Raw genomic sequence first — 25,766 nt, forward strand, 5'->3', positions numbered from 1 at the left:
GCGGAGACCGGGACGACTCAGTCCGGCCTTCCGAGTCGCCTCCCCGTCAGAGCGCGGCGAGCAGGCTCTTCATCTCGGCGATCTCGGCGGTCTGCGCGTCGATGATCGTGCTGGCGAGGGCGACGGCCAGGGGATCCGCGCCGTCCGCCTTCTCGGTGCGGGCCATGTCGACCGCGCCCTCGTGGTGCACGATCATCTGCTGCAGGAACAGCTTCCCCGCCTCGGCGCCCGAGGCCGCCTCGAGCGCCGCCATGTCGGCCTCGCTCATCATGCCGTCGCCATGGTTCATGGATCCGGCCGTCGCGGACGGCATGCCCCAATCGGCGAGCCAGCCGCGCATCTTGGTGATCTCGGGCGTCTGCGCGTCCTTGATCCTGGTCGCGAGGTCGACCACGCGCGCATCCACGCCGGTCTTGGCGAGGAGCGTGTCGCTCATGTCGATCGCCTGCTGGTGGTGGTCGATCATCATGGTCGCGAACATCGCATCGGCGGCGTTCGCGGACCCCTGGGCGTCCCCGGCCGCGGGGGCGGAGGAACCGGGCGACATCCCGGGCATCCCGGAGTGGTCGGCCGTGGGCGCGCAGGCGGTGAGGGCGATCCCGGCGAGGGCGATGGTCCCGATCGCGAGGGCGCGGTGGAGGGTGCGGATGGTCATGTCGTTCTCTGCTTTCGTCGTCGATGACGCGCCCCGCCGGACGGCGGGCGCGAAGCCGTTCCGGTGCGTCCGCCCGCGAAACCGGGGGCTGCGGGACGCATCGGGCGCCGGCTCATCTGCGACTGATGCAGAGCACGGAGATGCTCGGAGGGCGCGGATCCGCGGGGTCGTTGGCCGGAGAGGCGACGACGGATGCCGCGATCGCGGGGCGGAGATCCTCGGCGGGCGGCCCCGGCAGCGCGGCGGGCGCGACCGGCGCGAGCACGCAGGCCTCCGCCATTGCGGCATGCTCGGCGCAGTCCGCGCACCCGTGACCGAGGCCGGCCGGGGCGGCGTCGTGGTGCGCCGACGGCACGAGCGCGGTCGCATCGGCGGCCATCGGCGCCGAGACCGGATCCCCGGTCACGGCCGCCATCGCCGAGACGGGCTCCCCGGTCGACGCCGACATCGCGGGCATCACCTCACCGGACACCGCCAACCCGTCCATCGCGGCGTGCGACGTCGGATCAGCGCCCGCCGCCGGGGATCCGTGCCCGGCGAGCACGTGCATCCCGAGGAGGCCGGCGATCAGCGCCGAGACGAGGAGCACGATCGCCGGCGACCACGTCGTCGACGTGCTCCCCGCTCGGATCCGATACCCCATGGGGGTACAGCATACCGGCCCCGATCCGGAAGGACCGAGGCCGGTGTCAGCGGGCGGCTGCGCCGGAGGCTACTTCTGCACCCAGTCGAAGTCGCCGCCGTGCTCCTGGATCCATCTGTCGATCGCCTGGGGCTCCTCGCCCTCGCCGAACTGGTTCACGACCATGTCCTCGAGCGAGCCGTACTGCGCGTCGTCGAGCTTGATCTTCCCGATCAGGTCGGCCACGTCGGGGTGCTTCTCGGCGAAGCCCTTCGCACCGAGGAAGTGCAGCCCCTCCGGCTTGCCCATCGCGCCCTTGGGATCCTTGAGGTCCTTCACCGGGAAGGCGCTGTTGGCCCAGAACGGACGCCACAGGGTGACCGCGATGTCCTGCTTCTTCTCGGTCGCCGACTTCAGCTCGGTGAGCATCGCGGCGGTCGACGAGGTGATCAGCTGGTACTCGCCGTCCAGGCCGTACTCGGGCAGCATCTTCTGCGCCTGGCCGGTGAGGCCGGCACCGGGCTCGATGCCGATGATCTTGCCGCCGAAGGTCGAGGCGCTGCCCTTGAGCTGGTCGATCGAGTCGATATCGGAGTAGGTCGGCACCGCGATCGTGAGGCGGGCGTTCCCGTAGTACGTGCCGAGATCCTCGATCGACCCCCTGTACTGGTCCATGTACGCCTTCTGCGTCACCTCGGGCCACGCCGACGGGAAGATGTCCACATCGCCCTGCGAGAGCCCGGCATACAGCGGGCCCGCGTCGGAGAGCGTCTGCATCTTCACGTCGTAGCCCATCTTGCCGAGCTGGTCCTGCAGCAGGTACGCGGTGCTCAGCCCGTCGGTCCAGCTGGGCAGGAAGCCGATCGTGATGGTGCCCTTGTCGCCCGAGCCCCCACCGTGCGACGGGGCCTTGCCCGCCATCTCGAGCGTGCCTCCTGCGCCGTCGCTCGCGCATCCGGCCAGGGTGAGGACGGCCGCGACGCCGAGCGCCGCGAGGGCGGTGAATCTGCTCTTACGCATTCTGCAGCTCCTTCTCTTCGGCGGGCAGCTCCGGGGGCGCGACGGCGGCGGCGGGGACCGCCGCGAGGCGCCGCGCGGTGCGACGGCGCGCCATCATGCCGAGCAGCGAGGCGGGGTGCTCCCCGAGCGACCCGAGCGAGGCGGTGACCCGGTCCAGGAACACCGCGATCAGCACGACGCCGAGACCGGCCTCGACGCCCTTGGCGATGTTGACGGTCGAGATCGCCTCGACCACGAGCTTGCCGAGACCATCGGCGCCGGCCATTCCGGCGATGACCGCCATCGACAGCGAGAGCATGATGACCTGGTTGACGCCGGCGAGGATCGTCGGCATCGCGAGCGGCAGCTGGATCCCGCGCAGGATCTGGCCCGGCGTCGCACCGAACGACTGTCCGGCCTCGACCGTCTCGGAGTCCACACCGCGGATGCCGAGCTCGGTGAAGCGCACCCCTGGTGGCAGGGCGAAGATGACCGTGGCCACGAGGCCCGGCACGACGCCGATACTGAAGAACACGATCGCGGGGATGAGGTAGACGAAGGCGGGCATCGTCTGCATGAAGTCGAGCGCGGGCTTGAGCACCGCCCGCACGGTCGCATTGCGGGCGGACCAGATGCCGAGCGGGATCGCGATCAGCACGGCGACCGCGCCGGCCACGAGCACCAGCGCGAGCGTCTGCATCGCGGGGACCCACAGGCCCATCGCGACGATCAGCCCGAACGAGATGACGGTGCCGATCGCCAGGCGCCAGGAGCGCACGAGCCACGCGATGAGCGCGGCGATGAGGATGACGACGTAGAACCACGGCATCAGGAGCACGAAGCTCAGGCCGTCGACGAGGAACGACACCACGGTCGAGATGACGCTCAGCAGGCCGTCGAGATTGGCCTTGATCCAGTCGACCGCGACTGCGACCCAGGATCCGATGGGAAGGACGTTCATCGGGTGACCTCCTCGGTCGGCGCGTCCGGCGTGTGCGGCGTGTGCGGCGTGTGCGGCGTGTGCGGCGAGGGCTCGGCGGTCCAGCCGTCGTCGAGGACCGCATCGACCTCCGCCTGCGGCAGCGGCAGCACCGGGAGGTTGATCTCGCCCGTGGCACCCGAACCGGGGCCGAGCGCCGCGAGCAGCGTGATGCGCGGGATGACGCCGACGAGACGGCCCTCCGCATCGGCCACGGCGAGGGGCAGCGGCGACTCGACGGCCGGGATGAACAGGTTCATCAGGATCTCGTCCTCGTCGACCACCTGCGCCGCGGGCTTGATCACCGAGGTCAGGGTGCTCTGGCCGCGACGGATCAGCTTGACGACGTCGCGGTCGGTCACGATGCCGATGAGCTTGCGGTCGCGGCCGACGACGTACGTCGCCGACATGAACGCATCGCGCATCTGCTTGAGCGCGGTGCGAGGGCCGGCGTTCTCGGAGACGACGGGGCGCGGACGCTCCATGACGTTCGCGGCGGTGAGCACGCGGGCGCGATCCACGTCCTGCACGAACTGCTCGACGTAGCTGTTGGCGGGGTCCGTCAGGATGTCCTCCGGCGTGCCGATCTGCACGATGCGGCCGTCGCGCATCACGGCGATGCGATCGCCGAGGAACATGGCCTCGTTCAGATCGTGCGTGATGAACACGATGGTCTTCTGCAGCTTCTGCTGCAGCTCGAGCAGCTGCTCCTGCATCTCCCGGCGGATGAGCGGATCCAGCGCGCTGAACGCCTCGTCCATCAGCAGGATGTCGGTGTCGGCGGCGAGCGCACGGGCGATGCCGACGCGCTGCTGCATGCCACCGGACAGCTCGGAGGGCAGCTTCTCGCCCTGCCCTTCCAGGCCGACAAGGCTCAGGATCTCCTCAGCCTTGGCCAGGCGCTCGGTCTTGCCGACGCCCTTCAGCTCGAGCGGGTACGCGACGTTCGCGGCGACGGTGCGGTGCGGCAGCAGCGCGAAGTGCTGGAACACCATCGACACGCGATCGCGGCGGATCTCGCGCAGTCGCGAGGCCGGAATGCCGGTGATCGGATCCCCCGCGACGAGGACGGATCCGTCCGTCGCCTCGTGCAGGCCGTTGAGCATGCGGATGATCGTGGACTTGCCGGATCCGGACAGTCCCATGATGACGAAGATCTCGCCGCGGTTGACGGTGAAGCTCGCGTCGATGACGGCGGCGGTGCCGGCGTCGGCGACCTCGGATCGGCTCTCGCCCGCCTTCAGCCGGCGGATGGCCTGGTTCGGATTCTTCCCGAACACCTTGAACAGATGACGCGCTTCCAGAGCGGTTTCGGACACGTTTCCCCCGCGGCCTCACCTCAAGGGGAGGCCTGCATCGGTCTCGCCCGGGTGATGATCACAGGGCCGTTTCGAAGGAAGCCATGCGGGCGGCGCAGGAGGAGGATTTCGGATCCTCAGCAGAGATCATCGACCGTACGCCCACGCCTCTTCGTGCACAGCAGAATCGAAAGAAGGACGCGGCCGCGGACTGGTCTTGGGCCGTCAGGCCCGCGTTCCAACGTAACGAGAACCTGATCCCGTGGCAAATCCGAGATCGATGGCGTAGGGAGTGCGCGCTGGTTCGAGGGCTGGATCTGGGCTGGATCTGGGCTGGATCTGGGCTGGATCTGGGCCGGTTCGGGCTTGTTCTGGGGGCTGCTTCCTGGGCTCGTTCGGGGGCTGGCTCGGGGTTCGCGGCGTCGGGTTCGTTCAGCGGCGCACGGACCGCGTCACGGTGAACTTCGGCGTGCGCGCGAGCTGCTCGGTGTGCCCGACGGCGGCGGTGAGCGCACGACGATGATCGAGGTGCGAGTTGAACACGGTCCAGACCTCGCCGCCCGGACGGAGCATGCGCGCGGCCGCGTCGATGAGGCGACGCCCGGCGCCCTCATGCACGGTCGCGCCGAGGTGGAACGGCGGATTCAGCAGCACGAGGTCGACGGATCCGTCGGGGATCTCGGATCCGGCGTCATCGAGTGTAAGGGTCACCCGATCGGCGACGCGGTTCGCGACCATCGTGGCGCGGGCGGAGCGCACTGCGGCGGCCGAACGGTCCGTCGCGACGACGCGGGCATCGGGAACCGCGAGCGCGAGGGACGCGGCGAGCGCACCCGTTCCGCAGCCCAGGTCCACGGCGGTGAACCCCTCGCGCCGGGAGAGCGCGATGAGCTCGGCGGCATGATCGCGCATCACGTCGAGCAGCACGCGGGTGCCGATGTCGATGCGGTCTCCCGCGAAGGCCCCGCCGTGCGCGCACAGCGTGAGGCCGTATTCGGGATGCGTCGTCGACACCGGGAAGGGCGGATCCGGCGGCACCGGCAGCGGATCCGTCGCGACGATGAGGCGCGACTTCCGCTCTGCACGCTGCGGCTGCACCTGAGCGAAGAAGCGGCCGAGCAGGTCGTTCTGCGCCAGGGTCATGTGCTTCACGCGTCCGCCGGCGAGCAGTACGACGTCGGGCACCGCCGCGCGCGCGACCGCGTCCGCGATCTCCTCGAGCTCGGCGAGACCCTTCGGGAGCTGCAGCAGCACGAGCCGGGCCCCGCGCAGCAGTTGCGCATCGAGCTCGTGCGCGACGAAGCCCGTCGCTCCGAGCTCGGCCGCGTTGCGCGCGAGCGCCCTGCGTCCGGTCACCAGATCCTGGTGCACGCGCACGCCGTCGAAGCCCGCGGCGGTCAGCGCCAGCGCGAGCGCGCCGTAGCCGTCGCCGATGACCGCGATCGCGGATCCGTCGATCCCGCGCTCGGCCGCCAAGGTCAGCGCCCGTGCGACGAGCAGTTCGTCCGTCGCGTCCCACGCCTGCAGGTTCGGCGCCTCCACGTCGGGGTACCGGCGCAGCCGCGCATACGGGAACTCGGGCACCCGCCCAGCGTACGCGCCCCACCACCTTCGGGTCGTCCCCATGAGCGCACGCTCTGGGATCCGCTGATGGGGACGACTCGGAGTGCGGGAAGGGCGGATCCGGGTCGTCCCCATGAGCGCATGCCATAGCGTCCCCTGGCGGGGACGACTCCGAGATGGGGGACGCCACCCAGCCAGTGACGCGGGGTACATGTCTGTGCCCCCTTCCTCCGGGTCGTCCCCGTGAGCGCACGCCAGGGGCTCCGCTGATGGGGACGGCTCGGAGGCGGGAGGGGCGGATCCGGGGGTGAGGGCTTCCGGGGGCATAGGGGGAGCGGGGATACTGGTCCTCGATGAGCGCAACGTTGACCGTCACCCAGGTCGTCCTCCCCACCGCCCCTGTCGGATCCTCGAACCCCCTCCCTGCGATTGCGGCGATGCCGGAGGCGCCGTATCAGGCCACGACGGAGGGCCTTCCGGCCGAGATGGCGGCGAACATCCGGTACGGGCAGGTCACGTCGATCCATCCGTACCTGCTCCAGGACGGCTATGACCGCGAGCGCACACCCGCGCGGATGCGCGTCGCGACGCTGGAGAACGAGCAGCTGCGCGCGGAGTTCGCCCTCGACCTCGGCGGGCGTCTCGTGCGCCTCTTCGACAAGACCACAGGCCGCGACCTCGTGTACCGCAACGCGATCCTGCAGCCCGCGAACCTCGCGCTGCGCGATGCCTGGTTCTCCGGCGGCGCCGAGTGGAACATCGGCATGCGCGGACACTGGCCCCTGACCTGCTCCCCGCTGTACGCCGCCGAGATCACCGGCGCCGATGGCGAGCCGATCCTGCGGATGTGGGAGTACGAGCGCGTGCGCGGGCTGATCCTGCAGCTCGACGCGACGCTCGACGGCTCCGCGCTGCACGTGCGCGTGCGGGTGCGCAACCCCCGCGAGCGCGAGACCGGGATGTACTGGTGGACCAACATCGCCGTCGCGCAGACCGAGGGCAGCCGGGTGTTCGCCCCGGCGACGCACGCGTACATGACGGGCTACGACGGCACGCTCGGCCGGGTGGACCTGACGGAGACGGATCCGCGCCTCCCCGCATCCGCGCCCGCCGCCGCGGACTACTTCTTCGACCTCGCCCCGGGCCTCGAGGCGGACGCCGCCGATGGCGAAGACGACGACGCACCTTCGCCCCGCCCTTGGATCGCCGCGGTCGACGCGGACGGATCCGGCCTCGCGCACGTCTCGACCGCGCGTCTGCTCGGCCGCAAGCTCTTCGTCTGGGGCGACACCCCTGGCGGAAGGAACTGGTGCGACTGGCTCGGCGGCGAGACGGGCGCCTACTTCGAGATCCAGGCCGGCCTCGCCGCCACCCAGTACGAGCACCTGCGCATGCCGGGAGGCGCGACGTGGGAGTGGACCGAGACGTTCCTGCCGCTGCAGCTCGCGGATCCGCGCCTCGACGGCGCATGGACCGAGGATGTCGCGACGGTCGGCGCCCAGGTGCTGCAGACGGCTGACGCGGCCGGATCCGCCGGTATCGCGCGGCTCGAAGCCGCCGCCGACATCGCTCCGGACGCGCTGCTCTCGGTCGGTTCGCCCTGGGGCGCGCTGGAACAGCAGCTCGCCGCACGGACGGGCTCGGCGTTCGATCCTCTCGCCGGCGTGCGGTTCGTCCGCGACGGCGAGGAGGGCGCCTACTGGGCAGGGCTCCTCGACGACGCTCTCAACGCGCCCGCGGGCACCACGGAGCCGGATCCCTCCGAGGCCCCGGCGTCCTACGTCGTCGGGGACGAGTGGGATCACCTGCTCGCCGAGGCCCCCGCCACCTGGCTGACGCACTACCACCGCGCCGTCTCCGCTCACACGCGGGGCGAGCACGGCACCGCGATCTCGCACTACGAGGCGTCGCTGCGCCATCGGCGCAACGCCTGGGCCCTGCGCGGGCTCGCGCTGGCGTTGCGCGAGTCCGACGGCGGCGGCACTGCGGCGCGGGAACAGGGCGTCAGCCGCCTCGCCGAGGCGCGCGAGCTGGCCCCCGACCTCGTCCCGCTCGCCCTCGAGCTCGCCGAGGCCCTGCTCGCCGACGGACGCGCCGACGAGGTGCGCACCCTGCTCGGGACCCTGCCCGCGGAGATGCGGGAGCTTGGACGGTTCCGGGTGGCGGAGATCCGCGCCGCCCTCGCCGGCGGAGATCGGGAGACGGCCGGCCGGATCCTCGAGGACCGCTTCGAGGTGCCGAACCTCCGCGAGGGCGAGCTGAGCATGTCGGCGCTCTGGCACGAGGCCTTCCCCGATCGGCCGGTGCCCGCCTGGTACGACTTCGAGATGGCTCCGGAGGACTGAGGATCCGAGCTAGGGGACGGACGCTGGGGGTGCGCGCTGGTGCGAAACTCAGTCGATTCGGGCCGCCTGGCGGAGAATTCGATGCTCGGGCACCATAGCGACTGAGTTCGGAACGCGGCGTCAACGCCCCGCCCTGAATCCTGAGCCCGTCAGCCCCGGTCGAGGTCGTCCAGCAGCTGGACGGCGGCCGCGGCATAGGCGCCGATCCAGCGATCGTGGATCCGCTTGATCGGCAGCGGAGCGAGAGTGAGGTGCCGCTCCCTGCCCTCGCGGCGCCCGAGCACGAGCTCGGCACGCTCGAGCACCTTCAGATGCTGCAGCACGGTGGTGCGGTCGAGTTCGGGGAAGCACGCGCAGAGCTCGCCCGTGGTCCGCGGCGCCTCGCGCAGGGCATCGAGCATCCGCCGCCGAATAGGGGCGGCGAGCGCCTTGAAGACGAGATCGTCGTCGCCGGTTCCCCTCTCCGCATTCATGTTGTAATCTTACAACATGTCTCAGATCGAAGTCACTGCGGACATGGCTCCGCTCAGCGAATTGTCGTTCTCCGTCTCGGGCCGCGTCTCCCGGCCGCCCGCGGAGGTCTACGAGGCCGTGGCCGATCCGGCGCAGCTCTCGCGCTACTTCACCACCGGCGGCGCTCGGGGCCGCCTCGAGACCGACGCCGACGTCAGCTGGGACTTCGCCGACTTCCCCGGACGCTTCCCGGTCGTCGTGATCGAGGCGAAGGCGCCGGAGCGCATCGTGATCGAGTGGGCGGCCGCCCCCGGCAGCAACGACACCGGCACCACGCGCACGGTGTTCGAGTTCGCCCCGATCGACGGCAGCGCCCGCACGCTCGTCACGATCACCGAGTCGACCTGGCGGGCGACCGCGGGCGGTGCGAAGAGCGCCTTCGGCAACTGCGAGGGGTGGACCGGCATGCTCGCGGCGCTCAAGGCCTGGCTCGAGCACGGCATCAACCTGCGCGACGGCTTCTACAAGTAGGAGAACGCCGGACCCCGGCTCAGCCCTGCATGCGGGGATCCTCGGTCGGATCGCGGAACATCGGCGGGCAGCCCTGATCGATCGCGGAGGGGCTCAGCTCGAAGTGCCAGGCCTCGTTGTCGTAGGTGCGGCAGAGCCCGAACTGCGCGCCGTGGCGGTTCAGCCAGTCCGCGGCGTCGTAGGGGCCGATGTCGACCGCCTGACCCTTGACGTGAAGCGACGTGTCCGGCGTGCCCACCCAGCGCGCCGCCTCCGCCTCGGATCCGTAGGTGTGCACGGCGTCGCGCAGCAGCCACGCCTGATACGCCTTCGAGCGCCAGCCGCTCGCCACGCGCAGCTCGAGCCCGTCCTCCTCGGCCGCGGCGAGCGCCTGCCCGAGGGCCTCGCGCAGTCCGGGATCCAGGTTCGTCACCGCCGGCACCGAGTCCGACAGCGCCACGGAGTCGCCGTCGGCGAGGTAGCCGTCCTCGGCGGTCGGCATCCCACCGTTGCGCGCCGACGCGGAGCCGCCCCCGGCCGCCGCCACAGGCCCCGGATAGTCCGGCCGTGACGCGACGGCGGCCGTGATCACCGCGGCCGCGGTGCCGGCCCCCAGCGTGGCGAGCACCGTCAGCGTGACGACGATCCGGAACAGTCGCGGGCGTCGCAGAGACTTCCGCGGCCGCACGTGCTGCGGGCCGCGAGTCAGTGCCGCGGTGGGTGCGCCGTCGTCGTGCGGATCCCTATGCAGGATCCTGTCCGGTGCGGATCCGGGTCTCCGCAGAGCAGAGGTGTTCGTGTCCATGCCTCCACCCCATCGAGACCCGCGTTGCCCGGCCGTACGCGATTTCGCATACGCCGGCGATATGCCGGTGTGCTTAGGCTTCTGGCATGCGCGTGCTGATCGTGGAGGACGAACCCGCCCTGGCCGGAGCGGTCCGTGATGGACTGCGTCTCGCGGCGATCGCCGCGGACACCGCCGGCGACGGGCACGTCGCCCTGGAGATGTTGGACATCAACGCCTACGACGTGGCGGTCCTCGACCGGGATATCCCGGGGCCCAGCGGCGACGCCATCGCGCAGGCGATCGTCGCCTCCGGATCCGGCCTGCCGATCCTCATGCTCACGGCCGCCGATCGTCTCGACGACAAGGCGAGCGGCTTCGAACTCGGCGCCGACGACTACCTGACCAAGCCCTTCGAGATGCGCGAGCTGATCCTGCGGATCAGGGCGCTCGCGCGGCGGTCCCCGCGCTCGACGCCGCCGGTGCACGAGCTGGCCGGGATCCGGCTCGACCCGTTCCGTCGCGAGGTCTACCGCGACGGGCGTTACGTCGCCCTCACCCGCAAGCAGTTCGCCGTGCTGCAGGTGCTCGTCGAGGCCGGCGGCGGCGTGATCAGCGCGGAGGAGCTGCTCGAACGCGCCTGGGACGAGAACGCGGATCCGTTCACGAACGCGGTGCGCATCACGGTGTCGTCCCTGCGCAAGCGGCTCGGCGAGCCCTGGGTGATCCTCACGGTGCCGGGCGTCGGCTACCGGATCGGCACCGACAGCGCCCCGGGTGAAGACGAGGAGACGATGGCCGAAGACGAGGAGACGATGGCCGAGGACGCGACGCTGCCGGGAAGGACGGGGAATGCCTGACGCGGCGCCGAGCCCCGAGGTTCCGGCGACGCCTGCACTTCCGCCGACACCCGCACTCTCGCCGAGCCCCGCACTCCCGCCGCGCCCCGCCCGGCCCGTCGGGCTGTCCGTGCGCTGGCGCCTCACACTCAGCTACGTCGCGCTCGTCGCCGTGGCGGGCGCCGTGCTGCTCGGCGTCGTCGCGCTGTGGCTCCTGCGCTACGTGCCGGACGGCACGGTCTACAACACCGACCCGATCGCCGGCACGAGCTGGGCGCCGAACCGCACGGACATCATCCGCGCGTTCGTGCCTCCGGCCACCTGGGCGCTCCTCGGGCTCATCGCGCTCGGCGTGCTCGGCGGCTGGCTCCTCGCCGGCCGGGTGCTCCGTCCGCTCACCGTGATCGGTGCGACCGCGCAGGCCGTGAGCGACGGCGACCTCGACGCGCGGATCGCGCTGCCGGGCCGCGACGACGAGTTCCGCCGCCTGGCCGACGTCTTCGACGGCATGCTCGACCGGATCCAGCACGACATGGAGCGCGAGCGCCGGTTCGCGGCGAGCGCGTCCCACGAACTGCGCACGCCGCTCGCGATCACCCGCGCCCTGCTCGACGTCGCCGAGGCGGATCCGGATCCGGATGTCCCACAGCTGCTCGTGCGCCTCCGCGCCGCGAACGAGCGCGCGATCACGCTCACCGAGGCGCTCCTGCTGCTCGCGCGACTGGACGCGCGGCCTCCGGCACGCACTCCGGTCGACCTCTCGCTCGCCGCGGAGGGCGCGATCGAACTGCTGCACGAGGTCGCGGCCTCCCACGATGTGCGGCTCGACGTGGTCGGCGACCCCGTCATCGTGCACGGGGATGCGGCGCTGCTCGACCAGCTCGCCCTGAACCTCGTGCAGAACGCGCTCGTGCACAACCTCCGCTCCGGAGGATCCGCGACCGTGCGCACGGTCAGCCTCGGCGGTCAGGGCGCGCTCATCGTGGAGAACACCGGAGACCGGCTCGACCCCGCGGTGGTCGCCACCCTGGTCGAGCCGTTCCAGCGCGGCGCGGGCCGCACGCGCGACGGCGCCCACGGCGGATCCGGACTGGGTCTGGCGATCGCGGGATCGATCGTCGAGGTGCTGGGCGGATCCCTCGTCCTGACCGCACGACCGGAGGGCGGCCTTCGCGTCGAGGCGACGTTCCCGCTGGCCTGAGCCGGCAGATCCGTCACGGGCCGGAGCGTCAGCGCGGTTCGCTCGTCGCCTCGAACCGCTGCGCGCCGATCACGGACAGCAGCTGCAGCTTCTGCCACCCGTCCGTCCGCGGCGGGGCGGTGAGCACGAGCAGAGCCTGCGACTGGTCCTCGGTGAAGAGCGCCTGGCAGTCGAGCTCGATCGGCCCGAGCTCGGGGTGCACCAGGGTCTTGTGATCCTCGAAGCGGACGGCGACCTCGTGCCGCTCCCAGAGCTCGGCGAACTCGGAGCTCTCCGCTTGCAGCGCCCGCACGAGCTCGCCCGCCCGTGACCGCGTCCCCATCGCGCCGTATGCGGCGCGCAGCCCCGCGACCTGGGCGCGGGCGTGCCGCGCGTGGTCGGCCTCGGGATACACCGCCCGCGCGGCCGGATCCGTGAACCAGCGGTAGACGTCGCTGCGGGCGAGTCCGGTGCGCTCGGACGAATCCCCGAGCAGTGCTTGCGCCATCCGGTTGGCCACGAGCGTCTCGCCCAGGTTCGAGAGGACCAGCGCCGGGGTGTCGTCGAGGCGGTCGAGCACCCTGAGCAGGGCCGGCGCGACGTGCGGCAGCGTGCTGCGCCGGTCGGGCGCCGAGTGCCCCGCGGTGCGGAACAGGTAGTCCCGTTCGTCGGCGGTCAGCCGCAGGGCGCGGGCGAGGGCGGCGAGCATCTGCTCGCTCGGCTGCGGTCCGCGTCGCTGCTCCAGGCGGGTGTAGTAGTCGACGGACATGCCGGTGAGCTGGGCGACCTCCTCGCGGCGCAGGCCCTGCGCACGACGGCGCGCCCCCTCATGCAGACCGACGTCGCCGGGGCGCAGCGCCTCGCGGCGGCGGCGCAGGAAGTCGGCGAGGGCGATGCGGTCCATGGATCCATTGTCCGACGCCGGCGAATCCGCAACCAGGGATCGCGGATCCCCCGATCGCCCGGTCTCTTATCGTCGGAGCGGATCCCGCCGAGCCTGGAGTCATGAACATCTCCGGAAACACCGTCTTCATCCCCGGCGCGACGAGCGGCATCGGCCTCGCCCTCGCGCTGCGTCTGCAGTCCGCGGGCAACACCGTGATCATCGGAGGGCGCCGTGCCGAGCTCCTCGCACAGCTCGCGGCCGCGCACGGCTTCGACACCGTGCGCATCGACACCGCCGATCCCGAGAGCATCCGCGCGGCCGCCGCCGAGGTGGTCTCCACCCACCCCGAGCTCGACGTACTGATCGCGATGGCCGGCATCATGCGCGTCGAGGACTGGCGCGGCGACGGCTTCCTCGCCGACGCCGAGGAGATCGTGACGACCAACCTGCTCGGTCCGATCCGGCTCATCGCGGCGCTCACCGAGCACCTGCAGAGCCGCCCCGCCGCGACGATCGTCACGGTCTCGAGCGGCCTCGCGCACACCCCGCTGCGCGTCACGCCGACCTACAACGCGACCAAGGCCGCGATCCACATGCTGTCGGAGTCGATCCGCCTGCAGCTCGACGGCACGAGCGTCTCGGTGCTCGAACTCGTTCCGCCCGCCGTCGCGACCGAGCTCATGCCGGGACAGAGCGAGAGCCCGTTCGCGATGCCGCTCGACGCCTTCGTCGACGAGACGATGGCGCTCATCGCGGCCCAGCCTGGTGCGCACGAGATCCTCGTTGAGAACGTGAAGCTGCTCCGTTTCGGAGAGGTGCGCGGCGACTACGCGCAGACCGTCGCGACGCTGAACCGGCTGGATCCGCACGGCGACGCCTGAGATCACCCCAATCCGAGGGAACGTCCGAGCGCTGCAGCCGACGGCCCGAAAGCGCTCGCGATGAGGGCCCAGGCCCCGACGATGCCGATCACGACGATGAGGGCGCCGATCAGATGGATGCCGATCATCGCGGCGACCCAGGCGACCGCCTCGCCGAGCGTGCCCCCATCCGTCCCTTCCTCGCCGTCTTCGAGCGCCAGAAGATCAGTGCCCTCATGCATAGTCATTCCGTCCCCGGTGCTTCCTCGGTCAAGATCTGGTTCATCGCCGCAGTCGCGATCTCGCGCGACGCATCTGCGGGATCCGGTGCGGCCGGACGCCTGTCCGGCCGCACCTCGCCCCCTCCGCGAACATGGAGACGATCGGCGGGTGACGACACCGCCCGGCGAACACGGCGATGGGAGTCGACAGGCTGAGATCAGGGATTCCGGCCTGCGAACGCCGTGCACCTGAGAGACCACGACGCCCTCATCGGATTACGCCGCCCGCGGCTCAGATGACCATTCGGTCGCGAATCGCTGGGTGCGATGTCGCAACACGACGGTTACGGAACCTTACGAAGGGCTGGGCCGGCGGACGCGGACAACAGGCGGAGTCCTCGCGATCATGGCTGTGCCAGTGACGCTCGGAGCGATGATGCTGCTGCCCCGCTACCTCCTCGGCCGCGTGCGCTCCTCAGGAGCGCCAGAACCGCTCGGCGAGAGTCGCCACTTCCTTGTCGAGCGTCGAGAACTTCACGTCCATCGTGTCGAATCGCGCGTTCATCTCCACGCGAAGGGTCTCGATCCGGCTGTCGGCGGCGTCGGACTTCGCGGAGATCGTGCGCGTCAGCAGCGTCGTCATGAGCGTCATGCCTCCGAGCATGACCGCCGCGAACACTCCGATCAGCGTCCACACCTGCGGTTCCGTCATGGTCATGCCCCATTCTCACTCGCGGGACCCACGATGTCACGGGAATGCCTCGCGTGTGAGAGCTGCATGCGATCTGTGCAGAACTCCGGTTTCCGGCGGGCGGTGGGGGACGAGCCGCGGATCGTGGGTCGGACGGGGAGTTCCGGCACTCGTGACAGACTGGGTGCGTGTTCGCGTCCCGGAAGCCTGCGGTCATCCGCGGCTTTGCGGCCGCGACGCTCTCGATCTTCATCGCCCTGGCCGGTCACATCACGGGCGGCGGCGAGATGCCTGGCCCCCTCGGACTGCTCGTGCCCTGGCTGCTGTCGCTCATGGTGTGCGTCCTGCTCGCCGGGCGGAAGCTCTCACTGATCCGCCTCGGGCTGTCGGTGGGAGCGAGCCAGTTCCTGTTCCACGCGCTCTTCGTGCTCGGCACGATCACGCCGTCCAAGACGCCGAGGCCGCATGTGCACGGGATGACGCAGGCGCTGCCCGAGGCATCGGGAGTCCTCCCGGAAGTAGTGGCCGCGGACGGGAGCATGTGGGTCGGTCACGCGGTCGCCGCAGCGATGACGATCGCCGCACTGCACTGGGGCGAGAGACTCGTCCTCGCGATCCGCGATCTGGCCGGGCAGGCCGTGCGCTGGCTGCACCGGCGCACCGTCGCGGTCGTCGTCGCCCCGTCGCACGAGACGAAGCCCGCCCTCTGGGGCGCGTTCGACGTCGTGCGCCCTGCGGATGCCCCTCGCCTGGCGACGCTGCGCGGGCGCGCGCCGCCTGTTCTCGCTGCGATCTGATCCGAACCGCGCTGGCGACGTCTCCGTCGTGCAGTGCGTCCTGCCCGCGCGGTCTCGCGCGCGGCGATCTGAACGTAGGAACGACGCCGTATCGGCGTCCATCGAGAGGTCCTTGACTCATGTCCCCTTTCCGCAGGTATGCGGCGGGGCTGGCGTTGGCATCCGTCGTCGTGCTCACGACGGCGTCACCCGCGTCCGCCCATGACCAGCTGGTCTCGAGCACTCCTGGCGTCGGCGAACAGCTCGCCGTCGCGCCGACGAGCATCTCGATGACCTTCTCCGGCGATCTCCTCGCGCTCGATGACACGGGCCTCGGCGCCGTGGTGCTCGTCGTCGACGACTCCGACACGAACTGGGCGACCGGCCGGGCCGAAGTGGTCGGGAACATCGTGACCGTCGAGCTGAAGCCGGGCATGCCTGTCTCCGGATATCAGGTGCGGTGGCAGGTCGTGTCCGCGGATGGGCACCCGATCGCGGGAGTCGTCCCGTTCACGGTCGGCGACGCCGATCCCCTGCCCGCGGGAACCACCGCCGGCAGGGGAAGCACGTCGGCACGTCCGGAGATCAGGACCACTACGTCGGATCAGATCGCAGACGAATCCAGCGGCGCCCTGCGGGTGCTGCTCATCGGCGGAGCCGGGGCGGCGATCGCTGCGCTCGGTTTCGTCCTGTTCCGATTCCTTCGCCGTCCTCGGACGGAAGCCGCGACGCCGGACACCGGCGAGTCCGCGGCAGATGATCTGTAAAGGCACAACGACCATGAACACCACCACCAACACCGCGACCAGGCTTGCCCGCCTCACCGTGCTCGCCGCCGTCTCGCTGCTCGCGCTGACCGGGTGCGCCGCATCCGCAGCACCCGCACCGGCCACGTCCGCACCCGCGGGCGATGTCGTCACCATCGAGAACGCCTGGGTGAAGTCGGCCGCGGACGGCATGTCCGCAACGTTCGGAACTCTCGCGAACAGCAGCGGCGACGACGTGACGGTCGTCTCCGTCGCCTCGGATGCGTCGAACATGCTGCAGTTGCATGAGACGGTCGCGAACGATTCGGGCGAGATGGTCATGCGGGAGATCGAGGGCGGCTTCGTCATCCCTGCGCGTGGCGAGCTCGCTCTCGAGCCGGGCGCGAACCACATCATGCTGATGGATCTCACCGCACCGCTGAAGGCCGGGGCGGAGGCCAGCTTCACGCTCACGTTCTCCGACCGCTCGACGTACACCTTCACGGCACCCGTGAAGGACTACTCGGGCGCGAACGAGAACTACGACGACGGCCACAAGGGCGCGGGTCACTGATGCCCGCGCCCGCTGAGGGCGCCCGCACCCGTCGCACCGGGTCGACCCGGCGGCAGTTCCTCCTCGGAGGGGCTGTCGCCGGGGCCGGCGCGGTCGCCGCGGTCGGCGTGGACCTCGCCCTCAACCGTCGGCAGGAGACGCCCGTCGCCGCGGCCGCACCCATGAACGGCGAGAGCACCGTGCCGTTCTTCGGCGTGCATCAGGCCGGCGTCGACACCGACGCGCAGGCGCACGGGGCGTTCATCGCTCTCGACCTCCACGGCGATGTCGACCGGGTGGCACTCACCCGTCTGCTGCGGATCCTGACCGACGATGCGGCCCGGCTCACCCAGGGCAAGCCCGCCCTGGCGGATTCCGAACCGGAACTGTCGCACGCGCCCGCGCGTCTGACGGTCACCTTCGGGTTCGGGCCAGGCCTGGTGGCACGAGCGAGCGGATCCGGCCCGGCATGGCTGGGCCCGCTGCCTGCCTTCCGCATGGATCAGCTGCGTCCGGAATTCTCCGACGGGGACCTGCTGCTCCAGATCGCCGGGGACGATCCCCTCACGGTCGCCCATGCCACCCGGATGCTGCTGAAAGATGCACGCGGTTTCGCGGACGTGCGATGGACCCAGCAGGGGTTCCGACGCGCGTACGGCACCGAGCGGCCCGGCACCACGATGCGCAACCTGTTCGGTCAGGTCGACGGGACCACGAATCCCCGGCCGGGGACGGACGACTTCGACGAGGTCGTCTGGACCACGGACGGCTGGCTCGCGGGCGGCACCGGAATGGTCGTGCGCCGCATCCGGATGGATCTCGACAAGTGGGATCGCCTGGACCGCTCCGGCCGCGACGCGAGCATCGGGCGCACCCTCGCGAACGGGGCGCCGCTCACCGGAACCGACGAGTTCGACGAGCCGGACTTCGAGGCGAAGACATCCATCGGGTTCCCGGTCATCCCCCCGTTCGCGCACATGCGGCGGGCTCGCGGCGACGGATCCGAACGCATCTTCCGCCGCGCCTACAACTACGACGAACGGCCGATCGGGACTCAGATCTCCGACTCAGGCCTTATCTTCGTCTCCTTCCAGGCCGACGTCGAGCAGCAGTTCACGCCCATGCAGCGTCGCCTCGACGAGCTCGACCTCCTCAACGAATGGACGACGCCCATCGGATCCGCCGTCTTCGCCGTTCCGCCCGGATGCGCCGAAGACGGATTCATCGGCGACACCCTGCTCGCGTGAGAAGCGCCTGCTCGGGCCGAGGTCGCTCCGCTCGAGCAGGCGCCGATGGATCCGGATCGGGTCCGGGGTCCGGGGTCCGGGGTCCGGGTCAGTCCGCCAGGACCACGTCGAAACCGGCGTCGCCGAGCGAGCGCCGGTCCGCGGGCGCGAGGCCGTCGTCGGTCAGCAGCGTGGGGAAGAGATCCGCGCCGCCGACCGCGGCGAACGCGGAGGCGCCGATCTTCGACGAGTCGGCGACGATCACCGCACGTCGCGCGCGACTCGCCATCAGGCGGTTCACGGCCGCCTCGCGCTCGTCGTGCGTGCTCGCCATGCCCTCCACGGACATCGCATTCACACCGATGAACGCGATGTCGAGCGCGATGCCCGCGAGCAGCTGCTCGACGAACGGGCCCACGAGCTCGTAGCTGCGGGAGTGGATCACCCCGCCGGTCACCACGACTTTGATGTCGGGGCGTGTGGCGAGCTGGGCGGCGATGTTCACGGCGTTCGTCACCACCGTGAGCCCCTGGTCGGCGAGATCCTCCCTGGCCGCGAGCGCCGTCGCGATCGCCGTCGTGGTGGTGCCGCCGGAGAGGCCCACCACGGATCCGGGTGCGACCAGCGCCGACGCCGCCTGCGCGATGCGCTCCTTCTGCGAGGTGCGCTGATGGCTCTTGTACCGGATCGGCAGCTCGTACGCGACGGACTGCGCCACCGCCCCGCCGTGGGTGCGGGTGAGCAGCCGCCGCTCGGACAGGCTGTCCAGGTCGCGGCGGATCGTGGCGGCGGATGCGTCGAAGCGCTCCGCGAGCTCCTCGACAGACACGTCCCCCCGCGCGGCGAGGAGGTCGAGGATCGCCGTCAGCCGGTTCGCCCTGTTCATCTGCCGGCCCCGGATCCGGCGAGCAGGCGCAGCAGCCGCGCGGCCTCGCCGGCGACGGCGTCGCGGGCGGGGGCCAGGTACTTCCGCGAGTCGACGAGGCGCGGATCCGCCTCGAGCCTCTCCCGGATCGCGCGCGTGAAGAAGCCGTTCAGATGCGTCGAGACGTTGATCTTCGTCATGCCCGCGCGCACCGCCGCCGCGATCGCGTCATCCGGCACACCGCTGGAGCCGTGCAGCACGAGCGGCACGTCGACACCGTCCTCCCCCGCGCCGCGCAGGGCCTCGCGCAGGCGGCCGATGAGATCGAGGTCGAGTGCCGCGGTGCGGTCGGTCATCGCATGCGAGGACCCCACGGCCACGGCGAGGGCGTCGACACCGGTCTCCGCGACGAAGGCCCGAGCCTCCTGCGGATCCGTGCGGACGCCCGGCGCGTGCGCACCGTCCTTGCCGCCGACCTCGCCGAGCTCGCCCTCCACGTACACCTCGGCGGCATGGGCGCGCTCGACGACCTGCGCGGTGAGCGCGACGTTCTCGGCGTAGTCGAGCGCGCCGCCGTCGAACATCACGGAGCCGAAGCCCAGGGCGATGGCCTCGTCCACGAGCTCGGGACGCTCGGCATGGTCGAGGTGCACGGCGACCGGGGTGGCGGCGCGGCGCGCGACCGCGAGGGTGGCGAGCGCGATCGGTTCGAGACCGCCGTGGTAATCGGCGCAGTTCTGCGAGATCTGCAGGATCACGGGCAGCTCGGCCTGCACGGACGCGGCGACCAGCGCCTCGGCCGTCTCGAGGTGGATCACGTTGAAGGCGCCGACGCCGGTGCCGCGGCGGGCCGCGTCGTGCACGAGGTCGCGGGCGGAGACGAGGGTCATCGGGGTGTCCTTTCGGTGGACGGTCGGCTCAGCGCCGTCAGCGGTGGGCTGTCGACGATCAGGGAGTCCTCGAGGTCGGGCCAGGACGGATGGATCTCGCCCGCGAGGGGCATCAGCACGGCGGCGGCCGACCAGGCGGTCGCACGGCGCAGCAGCGCGACCGGGTCCTTCTCGCCCTGCGCCATCAGCACGGCGCAGGCGGCGACGGCGGCATCGCCCGCGCCGGTCGGGTTGCCCGCGAGAGGGTGCGCCAGCCGGGCGCGCACGACCTCGTCGGCGGTGACCGCCAGCATCCCGTCCGCCCCGCGGGAGAGCAGGACCAGCGATGCTCCGCGGTGCAGCAGTTCGCACGCGCCGGCGATGGGGTCCGCGATGCCGGTGGCCTCCGCGAGCTCGGCGGTGTTGGGCTTGAGCACGGTCGCGCCGGCGTCGGCGGCGGCGAGGAGCGCGGGCCCGGACGTGTCGGCGATCACGATCGCGCCGGCGTCGCGGCCGATCCGGATGAGCGCCGGCAGCAGGCCGTCGGGAGCCCCGGGCGGAAGGGATCCGGAGAGGACGAGGACGCGCTTGGTCGCCTTCGTGATCGAAGGAGCGCTCGCGGAGCCGGGCCCTTCGACAGGCTCAGGGACCGGAGTGGCATCCAGCGCACGCACCACGGCGACCTTCAGCGCTTCCCACTCCCGCGTCGTGGGGTTGACGCCGCGCTCGTTCACGATCGTGGTGTCGCCGAGATGCTCGTCGACCAGTGCGACGCTCCGGCGAGTCGCCCCTTGCACGGGGACGAGCTCGTGCGGAACCGGGGAAGAGGCCAGTTCGGCGGCGAACTCGGCGCCCGTCGCCCCGCCCGAAGTCGCGACCGCGAGGACGGCGGCGCCCTGCGCGTGCGCCACCCGGGCGACGTTCAGGCCCTTGCCGCCCGCCCGGGAGATGCCGGTGTCGGCGCGATGGGTCCCGCCCGGCACGATCCGATCGACGTGCCAGGTGAGATCCAGGGCGGGATTCGGCGTGACGGTGACGATCATCCGAGACTCCTCGCGCGCAGCGCCGCACCCAGGATCCCTGCGTTGCCCAGCAGCTGCGCGGGCACCAGTTCCGGGATCCGGTGAAAGCTGAGGCGCGCTCTCAGGCGCGCGCGGAGCTCGTCGAACAGCGCACCGCCCGCGCGCGACAGCCCGCCACCGATCACGATGGCCTGCGGCGCGACGACCGCGGTGAGCTGCGCGAGCGACAGGGCGAGCGCGTCGAGCGCCTCGTTCCAGACCTCGGCGGCGGCCTCGTCGCCCTCGGCGGCGAGCGCGATGACCTCCTTCGCCCCCTCCACGGCGATCCCGCTGCGTGCGGTGTAGCGGCGGGCGATCGCGCCTGCGGAGGCGATGGCCTCGAGACAGCCGCGCGCGCCGCACGGGCACAGCGGCTCGTCCGCGACCGGGGAGTGGCCGACCTCGCCGGCGTAGCCGCCGGACGTGAAGGGCACTCCGCCCAGCAGCAGCGCGCCGGCGATCCCGGTGCCGATGATCAGCACGATCGAGTTCGGGTATGGGCGCGCGCCGCCGAGCACATGCTCGGCCCAGCCGCCCGTGCGCACGTCGTGGTCGAAGGCGACCGGCAGGCCGAACGCCTCCTCCGCGAGCGCGCGGATCGGTGCGTCCCGCCAGCCCATGTTGCTGGCGAAGACGCCGACACCGGCGACCTCGTCGACGATGCCGGGGACGACGAGCCCGACCGCGACCGGATCCACCCCTGGATGCTCCTCGCGCAGCTGCGCGCCGAGCTCGACCAGCCGGGCGATCAGCCGCTCCGGGAGATCGGTCCCCGGATCCGGCGTCGGCGTGCGGCGCAGCCCGAGCATGGCTCCCCCGGCGTCGAAGAGGGCCGACTTGATGTCGGTGCCGCCGACGTCGAACGCGAGCACGGGGGCGCCCGCGCCGAGCTCGGCCGCTGATCTCGGATCCAGACGCGGGACGAGGGGGTCCCCCGAGGCATCGGTGATCACATCGGGCACGGCCCGGGCGGTTTCCGCCGCCTCGTGCGCGCGGGCGTCGCCGGAGGGGATCGTCATCGCCGGTTCTCAGTCCTCAAGGATGACCGAGCGGGTGAGGTTGCGCGGCTCGTCGGGGTTGAGCCCCTTCGCCAGCGCGCGGTCGAGCGCCACGCGGTGCAGGCGCGCGAGGTCGGCCATCGGGTCGATCGCGTGCTGCACCCAGCGGCCGCCGGTCGCGGCAACCTGGGCGTCCAGGCCCTCAGGCGCGGCGCCGAACTGCCAGGTGATGCGGCCGGGTGCGGCGATCGCGATCGGACCGTGACGGTAGTCCATCGACGGGTACGACTCGGTCCACGACTGCGACGACTCGCGCATCTTCAGGGCCGCCTCGTGCGCGAGGCCGATGGTCCAGCCGCGGCCGAGGAACGTGTACTGCTCGGCGCCGGCGAGGGTCGGATCCACCTCGTCGATCGCGGTGCGGGCGTCGGCGATGGCGGTGGTGAGGTCCTCGCCGAGCGAGGCGCGGAACAGCGCGAGCGCGGTGGTCGCGAAGCGGGTCTGCACGACGGACTGCTCGTCGGCGAACGGCAGCAGGATCGCGTCGTCGACCATGCCCACGAGCGGCGAGGTCGCGTCGCCGATGACGCCGACGATGCGCGGGGCGGATCCGGATCCCTTGAGCTCGTCGACGAGCTCGAGCACCTCGGTCGTCGTTCCGGAGCGGGTCAGGGCGACGACCGCGTCGTAGCCGCGATCCATGAACGCCTCGCTCGCGGCATAGGCGTCGGTGATGCCGAAGCCCGCGCGCTCGCGTAGCGCGGCGTAGGACTGGGCCATGAACCACGAGGTGCCGCAGCCGATCACGGCGACGCGCTGTCCCTTCGCCGGCAGCAGCGCCTGTTCGGCCGTCATGCCGACCGCGCGCTCCCACGTCTCGGGCTGCGAGTCGAGCTCGGCGCGCATGTGGGCGCCGGGGGCGAGCTTCTCGTTCGGGTCGGTCATGCGTCCTCCTCGGCGGCTTTGGTCGACGTCATATGCGCGACCATGATCGATCTTACGGTAAAACACGCACTTTCCGTCACCCCGAATTGCCGTCCGGCGACGCGCGGCGCACCACGAACACCGCCCGCAGGAGGCCTGTCCGTCCTGCGTTCGGCGGCCTTCGCCTGCCGGTCCGCCGGATCAGCGGGACTCGGCGGCCTCGGTGTGGTGGCGGATGACCTCGGCGACGACGAAGTTGAACCACTTCTCCGCGAACTCCGGATCCAGGTGAGCCTCCTCGGCCAAGGCGCGCAGACGCGCGACCTGCTGCTCCTCGCGGCCCGGATCCGAGGCCGGCATCTCGTGCTCGGCCTTGAGCACGCCGACCTGCTGCGTGCAGCGGAACCGCTCGGCCAGCATGAAGATGAGGGCGGCGTCGATGTTGTCGATGCTGGCGCGCAGTCGCAGCAGTTCGGTGCGGGGATCGGGGGCGGACATCGGGGCTCCTCACCGGGCGGCGGACGTGCGATCCCTCCGACGATAACCCGTCCCGCCCCGCGACGGACCCGCCGTGACGCGACCGGGAACCTCGGAAGTGCGGGGCGGGCACCCGCCGGCCCGCACACCCCTCCCCTAAAGTGAAGCCATGACCAGCGATGACTCCGGCCTCGAAAACAGCGCTGTCGCAGAGGCGGAAGAGGGCGAACGCGCCGCCGCGACGGCCCCGGCCGACACCATCGCCGCAGACGACCACACCGAGGGCGACTACACGCCCCGGCCGGTCGCCGAGCCGGGGACGCCGCGCGCCTCGTTCTGGACCCGGATCGACCGCCCGTTCGCGTTCGGCTTCCTCGTCACCCTGGGCGGTCTCGCCGCGATCCTCCTCGGGCTGGCTCTGACGAGCCTGTCGACCGTGCTCATCTACATCGCGTTCGCGCTGTTCGCCGCGCTCGGCCTCGATCCGGCCGTCCGGTGGCTCGAGCGGCGCGGCGTCTCGCGCGCGTGGTCGGTCGTGATCGTGATCGTCGGGTTCGCGCTCGCGCTCGTGCTCGTCATCCTCGCGATCGTCCCCGTCGTGGTCACGCAGATCGCGGAGTTCGTCAAGTCCATCCCGTCGACGATCCAGGAGTTCCTGCACAGCGATCTGTACCACTGGATCCAGGGGCAGTTCGGCGGCGGCGTGAGCGACCTCATGGCCGAGGTGCAGAAGTTCCTCAGCGACCCGAACAAGCTCATGCAGCTCGGCGGCGGCGCACTGCAGGTCGGCAACGCGGCGCTGCAGGTCGGCGCGGCGATCGCGACCGGCATCTCCGGCGGCCTCATCGTCATCGTCCTCACGCTGTACTTCCTCGCCACGCTGCCCTCGATGAAGAGCGGCCTGCTGCAGCTGGCTCCGGCGCGCGACCGCAAGAACGTCTCGCGGATCACCACCCAGATCACCGACTCGGTCGGCGGCTACGTGATGGGAATGGTGGTGCTCGCACTCATCAACGCGGCCCTCGTCTTCGTGCTCTACCTCGTGCTCGGACTGCCGTTCCCGCCCCTGATGGCGACCGTGGCCTTCCTCATCACGATGATCCCGCTGGTCGGCCCGATCCTGTTCTGGATCATCGGCACCGGCATCGCGCTGTTCAGTTCCCCGCTGATGGCTCTGATCTTCGCGCTCATCTACCTCGTCTACATGCAGGTGGAGGCGTACGTCATCACTCCGCGTGTGATGAACAGGGCGATCTCGATCCCCGGATCCCTTGTCGTGATCGGCGCGCTCGTGGGCGGCACGCTGCTCGGGTTGCTGGGTGCGCTCATCGCGGTGCCGGTGACCGCGTCGATCCTGATCATCATCAAGCAGGTCTGGATCCCCCGGCAGAACGCCCGCGTCTGATCCACGCGTCGCGTCCGATCGACTCCCCGCGTCCGGTCGATTCGTGCCTGTCTGATCGACGCCCCACCGCACGACACGCTCCCCTGATCGGCGCCCCTCCGCACGATCAAGACGTGATCTGTTTGTGATGTTTCGCCTGTTGAGGGGACGCTTTCCGGGGTGGGAATGTCGGTGGCCCCGTGTTGACTTGACGCATGACGAACTCGGCGGGTGCGGTGATGGATCCCGGGGTGGACCCGGTGGATCCGGTCACGGTGCTGCGCATGCTGAGGGAGGGGGTGGCGGCGGCGGAGGGGGCGATCATCCGGTTCCAGGCGTTGCGGGACGCGCAGCTCGCCGCCGCGCAACGCGTGGCCGAGGAGATCGCCGCCAGAGACGCCGGTAGCGCCTCCGTGCGGGGTGAGGCGGTGGAGATCGCGGCGCGCAGCGTTGCGGCCGAGCTGGCCGGGGTGCTGCGGATGTCGGACCGGGTCGTGCAGGCCCGCATGATGCGCGCGGCGGATCTGATGACGAAGTTCCCGGAGACGATGCGGGCGTTCGGGGAGGCGCGGATCAACGCCGCCCACGTCCGGGTGATCCAGGACGCCGGCGCCCGCCTCGACGAGACGGTGCGGGCGGAGTTCGAAGGGATTGCGGTGGAGGCGTGTGCGGGTGAGACCCCGCACCGGGCGAAACGGATCGTCGAACGCGTCGCGGAACGCCTCGCCCCGCGGAGCCTGACCGAACGGCACCGGGACGCGCAAGAGGACCGTCGGGTGTGGCGGGAAGACCTCGGCGACGGGCAGAAGGCGCTCGGGGTAATCCACTCCGCCGCGATCATCGACGGGATCTACGACCGGCTCACACAGCAGGCCCGGATGATCGCGGTCGCGAACGCGCAGGCCGCGAAGGACGAGGCCGGTGGGGTCACGCCGGATCCGGACGGTCTCGGCGCCCCCGGCGACGAGAGGACCATGGATCAGCTGCGCGCCGACCTCTGCG

The 25,766-nt window shown here is 71.2% G+C and carries 28 protein-coding genes; 11 read left to right on the top strand and 17 right to left on the bottom strand.

Annotation, left to right across the window (positions count from 1 at the left end):
• Positions 1–46 precede the first annotated feature (46 nt).
• From ACFC1J_RS12200 to ACFC1J_RS12225, 6 genes are all read right to left on the bottom strand, one after another.
• The gene (locus tag ACFC1J_RS12200) at positions 47–655 is read right to left on the bottom strand and encodes a DUF305 domain-containing protein (protein ID WP_375906116.1); all 609 of its coding nucleotides are present in this window, start codon (positions 653–655) and stop codon (positions 47–49) included.
• Positions 656–767: 112 nt separating this feature from the next.
• Positions 768–1,298 carry a hypothetical protein gene (locus tag ACFC1J_RS12205; protein ID WP_375906119.1) on the bottom strand — a complete coding sequence of 177 codons (531 nt, stop codon included), beginning with the start codon at positions 1,296–1,298 and terminating at the stop codon, positions 768–770.
• A gap of 69 nt (positions 1,299–1,367) precedes the next feature.
• Complete coding sequence (locus tag ACFC1J_RS12210) at positions 1,368–2,297, bottom strand: glycine betaine ABC transporter substrate-binding protein (RefSeq protein WP_375906122.1); 930 nt, start codon at positions 2,295–2,297, stop codon at positions 1,368–1,370.
• Positions 2,290–3,237: an ABC transporter permease gene (locus tag ACFC1J_RS12215; RefSeq protein ID WP_375906125.1), complete on the bottom strand. Its 948-nt coding sequence runs from the start codon at positions 3,235–3,237 to the stop codon at positions 2,290–2,292. The genes ACFC1J_RS12210 and ACFC1J_RS12215 overlap by 8 nt, the downstream gene beginning before the upstream one ends.
• Positions 3,234–4,574 carry a glycine betaine/L-proline ABC transporter ATP-binding protein gene (locus ACFC1J_RS12220; protein ID WP_375906128.1) on the bottom strand — a complete coding sequence of 447 codons (1,341 nt, stop codon included), beginning with the start codon at positions 4,572–4,574 and terminating at the stop codon, positions 3,234–3,236. The genes ACFC1J_RS12215 and ACFC1J_RS12220 overlap by 4 nt, the downstream gene beginning before the upstream one ends.
• Positions 4,575–4,985: 411 nt before the next feature.
• On the bottom strand, positions 4,986–6,137 hold the full coding sequence (locus ACFC1J_RS12225; RefSeq protein WP_375906130.1) for a class I SAM-dependent methyltransferase: 1,152 nt from the start codon (positions 6,135–6,137) through the stop codon (positions 4,986–4,988).
• 332 nt (positions 6,138–6,469) lie between these two features.
• On the opposite strand from ACFC1J_RS12225, the gene ACFC1J_RS12230 reads away from it, so the two are divergent.
• A complete protein-coding gene (locus ACFC1J_RS12230) occupies positions 6,470–8,461 on the top strand; it encodes a DUF5107 domain-containing protein (protein ID WP_375906133.1) in 1,992 nt (663 codons plus the stop codon).
• Between the two features lie 149 nt (positions 8,462–8,610).
• Here the strand turns inward: ACFC1J_RS12230 and ACFC1J_RS12235 are convergent, their stop codons facing one another.
• The gene (locus ACFC1J_RS12235) at positions 8,611–8,934 is read right to left on the bottom strand and encodes an ArsR/SmtB family transcription factor (RefSeq protein WP_375906136.1); all 324 of its coding nucleotides are present in this window, start codon (positions 8,932–8,934) and stop codon (positions 8,611–8,613) included.
• A gap of 16 nt (positions 8,935–8,950) precedes the next feature.
• Here ACFC1J_RS12235 and ACFC1J_RS12240 point away from each other — a divergent pair, with 16 nt between their 5' ends.
• Positions 8,951–9,445, top strand: coding sequence for an SRPBCC domain-containing protein (locus ACFC1J_RS12240; RefSeq protein ID WP_375906139.1), 495 nt, complete (start codon positions 8,951–8,953; stop codon positions 9,443–9,445).
• 19 nt (positions 9,446–9,464) lie between these two features.
• Here the strand turns inward: ACFC1J_RS12240 and ACFC1J_RS12245 are convergent, their stop codons facing one another.
• Positions 9,465–10,229 (bottom strand): M15 family metallopeptidase, encoded by a 765-nt coding sequence (locus ACFC1J_RS12245; protein WP_375906141.1) that lies wholly within the window; start codon positions 10,227–10,229, stop codon positions 9,465–9,467.
• Positions 10,230–10,315: 86 nt separating this feature from the next.
• On the opposite strand from ACFC1J_RS12245, the gene ACFC1J_RS12250 reads away from it, so the two are divergent.
• Positions 10,316–11,068 carry a response regulator transcription factor gene (locus ACFC1J_RS12250; RefSeq protein WP_375906144.1) on the top strand — a complete coding sequence of 251 codons (753 nt, stop codon included), beginning with the start codon at positions 10,316–10,318 and terminating at the stop codon, positions 11,066–11,068.
• On the top strand, positions 11,061–12,248 hold the full coding sequence (locus ACFC1J_RS12255; protein ID WP_375906147.1) for a sensor histidine kinase: 1,188 nt from the start codon (positions 11,061–11,063) through the stop codon (positions 12,246–12,248). The genes ACFC1J_RS12250 and ACFC1J_RS12255 overlap by 8 nt, the downstream gene beginning before the upstream one ends.
• Positions 12,249–12,276: 28 nt before the next feature.
• On the opposite strand, the gene ACFC1J_RS12260 is transcribed toward ACFC1J_RS12255, so the two are convergent.
• Complete coding sequence (locus ACFC1J_RS12260) at positions 12,277–13,131, bottom strand: helix-turn-helix transcriptional regulator (RefSeq protein ID WP_375906150.1); 855 nt, start codon at positions 13,129–13,131, stop codon at positions 12,277–12,279.
• A 101-nt stretch (positions 13,132–13,232) separates the two neighbouring features.
• On the opposite strand from ACFC1J_RS12260, the gene ACFC1J_RS12265 reads away from it, so the two are divergent.
• The gene (locus ACFC1J_RS12265) at positions 13,233–13,994 is read left to right on the top strand and encodes an SDR family oxidoreductase (RefSeq protein WP_375906153.1); all 762 of its coding nucleotides are present in this window, start codon (positions 13,233–13,235) and stop codon (positions 13,992–13,994) included.
• A 2-nt stretch (positions 13,995–13,996) separates the two neighbouring features.
• Here the strand turns inward: ACFC1J_RS12265 and ACFC1J_RS12270 are convergent, their stop codons facing one another.
• Together ACFC1J_RS12270 and ACFC1J_RS12275 are read right to left on the bottom strand one after the other, a co-directional pair.
• Positions 13,997–14,221 (bottom strand): hypothetical protein, encoded by a 225-nt coding sequence (locus tag ACFC1J_RS12270; RefSeq protein ID WP_375906156.1) that lies wholly within the window; start codon positions 14,219–14,221, stop codon positions 13,997–13,999.
• Between the two features lie 448 nt (positions 14,222–14,669).
• Entirely contained in the window at positions 14,670–14,912 is a 243-nt protein-coding gene (locus ACFC1J_RS12275; RefSeq protein ID WP_375906158.1) for a hypothetical protein, read from the bottom strand.
• Between the two features lie 161 nt (positions 14,913–15,073).
• On the opposite strand from ACFC1J_RS12275, the gene ACFC1J_RS12280 reads away from it, so the two are divergent.
• From ACFC1J_RS12280 to ACFC1J_RS12295, 4 genes are all read left to right on the top strand, one after another.
• Positions 15,074–15,682, top strand: a complete 609-nt coding sequence (locus ACFC1J_RS12280; protein ID WP_375906161.1) for a hypothetical protein — start codon at positions 15,074–15,076, stop codon at positions 15,680–15,682.
• Between the two features lie 119 nt (positions 15,683–15,801).
• On the top strand, positions 15,802–16,428 hold the full coding sequence (locus ACFC1J_RS12285) for a copper resistance protein CopC (RefSeq protein WP_375906164.1): 627 nt from the start codon (positions 15,802–15,804) through the stop codon (positions 16,426–16,428).
• A 13-nt stretch (positions 16,429–16,441) separates the two neighbouring features.
• A complete protein-coding gene (locus ACFC1J_RS12290) occupies positions 16,442–16,981 on the top strand; it encodes a copper chaperone PCu(A)C (RefSeq protein ID WP_375906167.1) in 540 nt (179 codons plus the stop codon).
• Entirely contained in the window at positions 16,981–18,207 is a 1,227-nt protein-coding gene (locus ACFC1J_RS12295) for a Dyp-type peroxidase (RefSeq protein WP_375906170.1), read from the top strand. Before ACFC1J_RS12290 ends, ACFC1J_RS12295 begins: the two co-directional genes overlap by 1 nt.
• 88 nt (positions 18,208–18,295) lie before the next feature.
• Here the strand turns inward: ACFC1J_RS12295 and ACFC1J_RS12300 are convergent, their stop codons facing one another.
• The 6 genes from ACFC1J_RS12300 to ACFC1J_RS12325 all read right to left on the bottom strand — a co-directional run bounded on the left by ACFC1J_RS12300 (position 18,296) and on the right by ACFC1J_RS12325 (position 23,401).
• A complete protein-coding gene (locus ACFC1J_RS12300) occupies positions 18,296–19,072 on the bottom strand; it encodes a DeoR/GlpR family DNA-binding transcription regulator (protein ID WP_375906173.1) in 777 nt (258 codons plus the stop codon).
• Positions 19,069–19,941 (bottom strand): ketose-bisphosphate aldolase, encoded by an 873-nt coding sequence (locus tag ACFC1J_RS12305; RefSeq protein ID WP_375906175.1) that lies wholly within the window; start codon positions 19,939–19,941, stop codon positions 19,069–19,071. Before ACFC1J_RS12305 ends, ACFC1J_RS12300 begins: the two co-directional genes overlap by 4 nt.
• Positions 19,938–20,963: a 1-phosphofructokinase family hexose kinase gene (locus ACFC1J_RS12310; protein WP_375906178.1), complete on the bottom strand. Its 1,026-nt coding sequence runs from the start codon at positions 20,961–20,963 to the stop codon at positions 19,938–19,940. Before ACFC1J_RS12310 ends, ACFC1J_RS12305 begins: the two co-directional genes overlap by 4 nt.
• Entirely contained in the window at positions 20,960–22,000 is a 1,041-nt protein-coding gene (locus ACFC1J_RS12315) for an ROK family protein (RefSeq protein ID WP_375906180.1), read from the bottom strand. Before ACFC1J_RS12315 ends, ACFC1J_RS12310 begins: the two co-directional genes overlap by 4 nt.
• 9 nt (positions 22,001–22,009) lie before the next feature.
• Entirely contained in the window at positions 22,010–22,924 is a 915-nt protein-coding gene (locus tag ACFC1J_RS12320) for an SIS domain-containing protein (protein WP_375906183.1), read from the bottom strand.
• A gap of 180 nt (positions 22,925–23,104) precedes the next feature.
• Positions 23,105–23,401 carry a chorismate mutase gene (locus tag ACFC1J_RS12325; protein WP_375906186.1) on the bottom strand — a complete coding sequence of 99 codons (297 nt, stop codon included), beginning with the start codon at positions 23,399–23,401 and terminating at the stop codon, positions 23,105–23,107.
• A 148-nt stretch (positions 23,402–23,549) separates the two neighbouring features.
• Between ACFC1J_RS12325 and ACFC1J_RS12330 the strand changes: the two genes are divergently transcribed.
• Both ACFC1J_RS12330 and ACFC1J_RS12335 read left to right on the top strand, forming a co-directional pair.
• The gene (locus ACFC1J_RS12330) at positions 23,550–24,785 is read left to right on the top strand and encodes an AI-2E family transporter (protein WP_375906189.1); all 1,236 of its coding nucleotides are present in this window, start codon (positions 23,550–23,552) and stop codon (positions 24,783–24,785) included.
• Positions 24,786–24,979: 194 nt separating this feature from the next.
• The coding region (locus ACFC1J_RS12335) for a DUF222 domain-containing protein (protein WP_375906191.1) at positions 24,980–25,766 on the top strand (787 nt) is incomplete at its 3' end.

This window comes from Microbacterium sp. NPDC056052 (assembly GCF_042266785.1).
GTDB lineage: Bacteria > Actinomycetota > Actinomycetes > Actinomycetales > Microbacteriaceae > Microbacterium.

Excerpts from the sequence above, each read along its gene's own strand:
- ACFC1J_RS12295 (WP_375906170.1), top strand. The coding sequence starts at position 16,981 with ATGCCCGCGCCCGCTGAGGGCGCCCGCACCCGTCGCACCGGGTCGACC.
- ACFC1J_RS12245 (WP_375906141.1), bottom strand. The coding sequence starts at position 10,229 with ATGGACACGAACACCTCTGCTCTGCGGAGACCCGGATCCGCACCGGAC.
- ACFC1J_RS12235 (WP_375906136.1), bottom strand. The coding sequence starts at position 8,934 with ATGAATGCGGAGAGGGGAACCGGCGACGACGATCTCGTCTTCAAGGCG.
- ACFC1J_RS12205 (WP_375906119.1), bottom strand. The coding sequence starts at position 1,298 with ATGGGGTATCGGATCCGAGCGGGGAGCACGTCGACGACGTGGTCGCCG.
- ACFC1J_RS12290 (WP_375906167.1), top strand. The coding sequence starts at position 16,442 with ATGAACACCACCACCAACACCGCGACCAGGCTTGCCCGCCTCACCGTG.
- ACFC1J_RS12215 (WP_375906125.1), bottom strand. The coding sequence starts at position 3,237 with ATGAACGTCCTTCCCATCGGATCCTGGGTCGCAGTCGCGGTCGACTGG.
- ACFC1J_RS12330 (WP_375906189.1), top strand. The coding sequence starts at position 23,550 with ATGACCAGCGATGACTCCGGCCTCGAAAACAGCGCTGTCGCAGAGGCG.
- ACFC1J_RS12240 (WP_375906139.1), top strand. The coding sequence starts at position 8,951 with ATGTCTCAGATCGAAGTCACTGCGGACATGGCTCCGCTCAGCGAATTG.
- ACFC1J_RS12255 (WP_375906147.1), top strand. The coding sequence starts at position 11,061 with ATGCCTGACGCGGCGCCGAGCCCCGAGGTTCCGGCGACGCCTGCACTT.
- ACFC1J_RS12210 (WP_375906122.1), bottom strand. The coding sequence starts at position 2,297 with ATGCGTAAGAGCAGATTCACCGCCCTCGCGGCGCTCGGCGTCGCGGCC.
- ACFC1J_RS12275 (WP_375906158.1), bottom strand. The coding sequence starts at position 14,912 with ATGACCATGACGGAACCGCAGGTGTGGACGCTGATCGGAGTGTTCGCG.
- ACFC1J_RS12270 (WP_375906156.1), bottom strand. The coding sequence starts at position 14,221 with ATGACTATGCATGAGGGCACTGATCTTCTGGCGCTCGAAGACGGCGAG.
- ACFC1J_RS12325 (WP_375906186.1), bottom strand. The coding sequence starts at position 23,401 with ATGTCCGCCCCCGATCCCCGCACCGAACTGCTGCGACTGCGCGCCAGC.
- ACFC1J_RS12250 (WP_375906144.1), top strand. The coding sequence starts at position 10,316 with ATGCGCGTGCTGATCGTGGAGGACGAACCCGCCCTGGCCGGAGCGGTC.
- ACFC1J_RS12265 (WP_375906153.1), top strand. The coding sequence starts at position 13,233 with ATGAACATCTCCGGAAACACCGTCTTCATCCCCGGCGCGACGAGCGGC.
- ACFC1J_RS12310 (WP_375906178.1), bottom strand. The coding sequence starts at position 20,963 with ATGATCGTCACCGTCACGCCGAATCCCGCCCTGGATCTCACCTGGCAC.
- ACFC1J_RS12230 (WP_375906133.1), top strand. The coding sequence starts at position 6,470 with ATGAGCGCAACGTTGACCGTCACCCAGGTCGTCCTCCCCACCGCCCCT.
- ACFC1J_RS12315 (WP_375906180.1), bottom strand. The coding sequence starts at position 22,000 with ATGACGATCCCCTCCGGCGACGCCCGCGCGCACGAGGCGGCGGAAACC.
- ACFC1J_RS12305 (WP_375906175.1), bottom strand. The coding sequence starts at position 19,941 with ATGACCCTCGTCTCCGCCCGCGACCTCGTGCACGACGCGGCCCGCCGC.
- ACFC1J_RS12200 (WP_375906116.1), bottom strand. The coding sequence starts at position 655 with ATGACCATCCGCACCCTCCACCGCGCCCTCGCGATCGGGACCATCGCC.
- ACFC1J_RS12285 (WP_375906164.1), top strand. The coding sequence starts at position 15,802 with ATGTCCCCTTTCCGCAGGTATGCGGCGGGGCTGGCGTTGGCATCCGTC.
- ACFC1J_RS12320 (WP_375906183.1), bottom strand. The coding sequence starts at position 22,924 with ATGACCGACCCGAACGAGAAGCTCGCCCCCGGCGCCCACATGCGCGCC.
- ACFC1J_RS12260 (WP_375906150.1), bottom strand. The coding sequence starts at position 13,131 with ATGGACCGCATCGCCCTCGCCGACTTCCTGCGCCGCCGCCGCGAGGCG.
- ACFC1J_RS12300 (WP_375906173.1), bottom strand. The coding sequence starts at position 19,072 with ATGAACAGGGCGAACCGGCTGACGGCGATCCTCGACCTCCTCGCCGCG.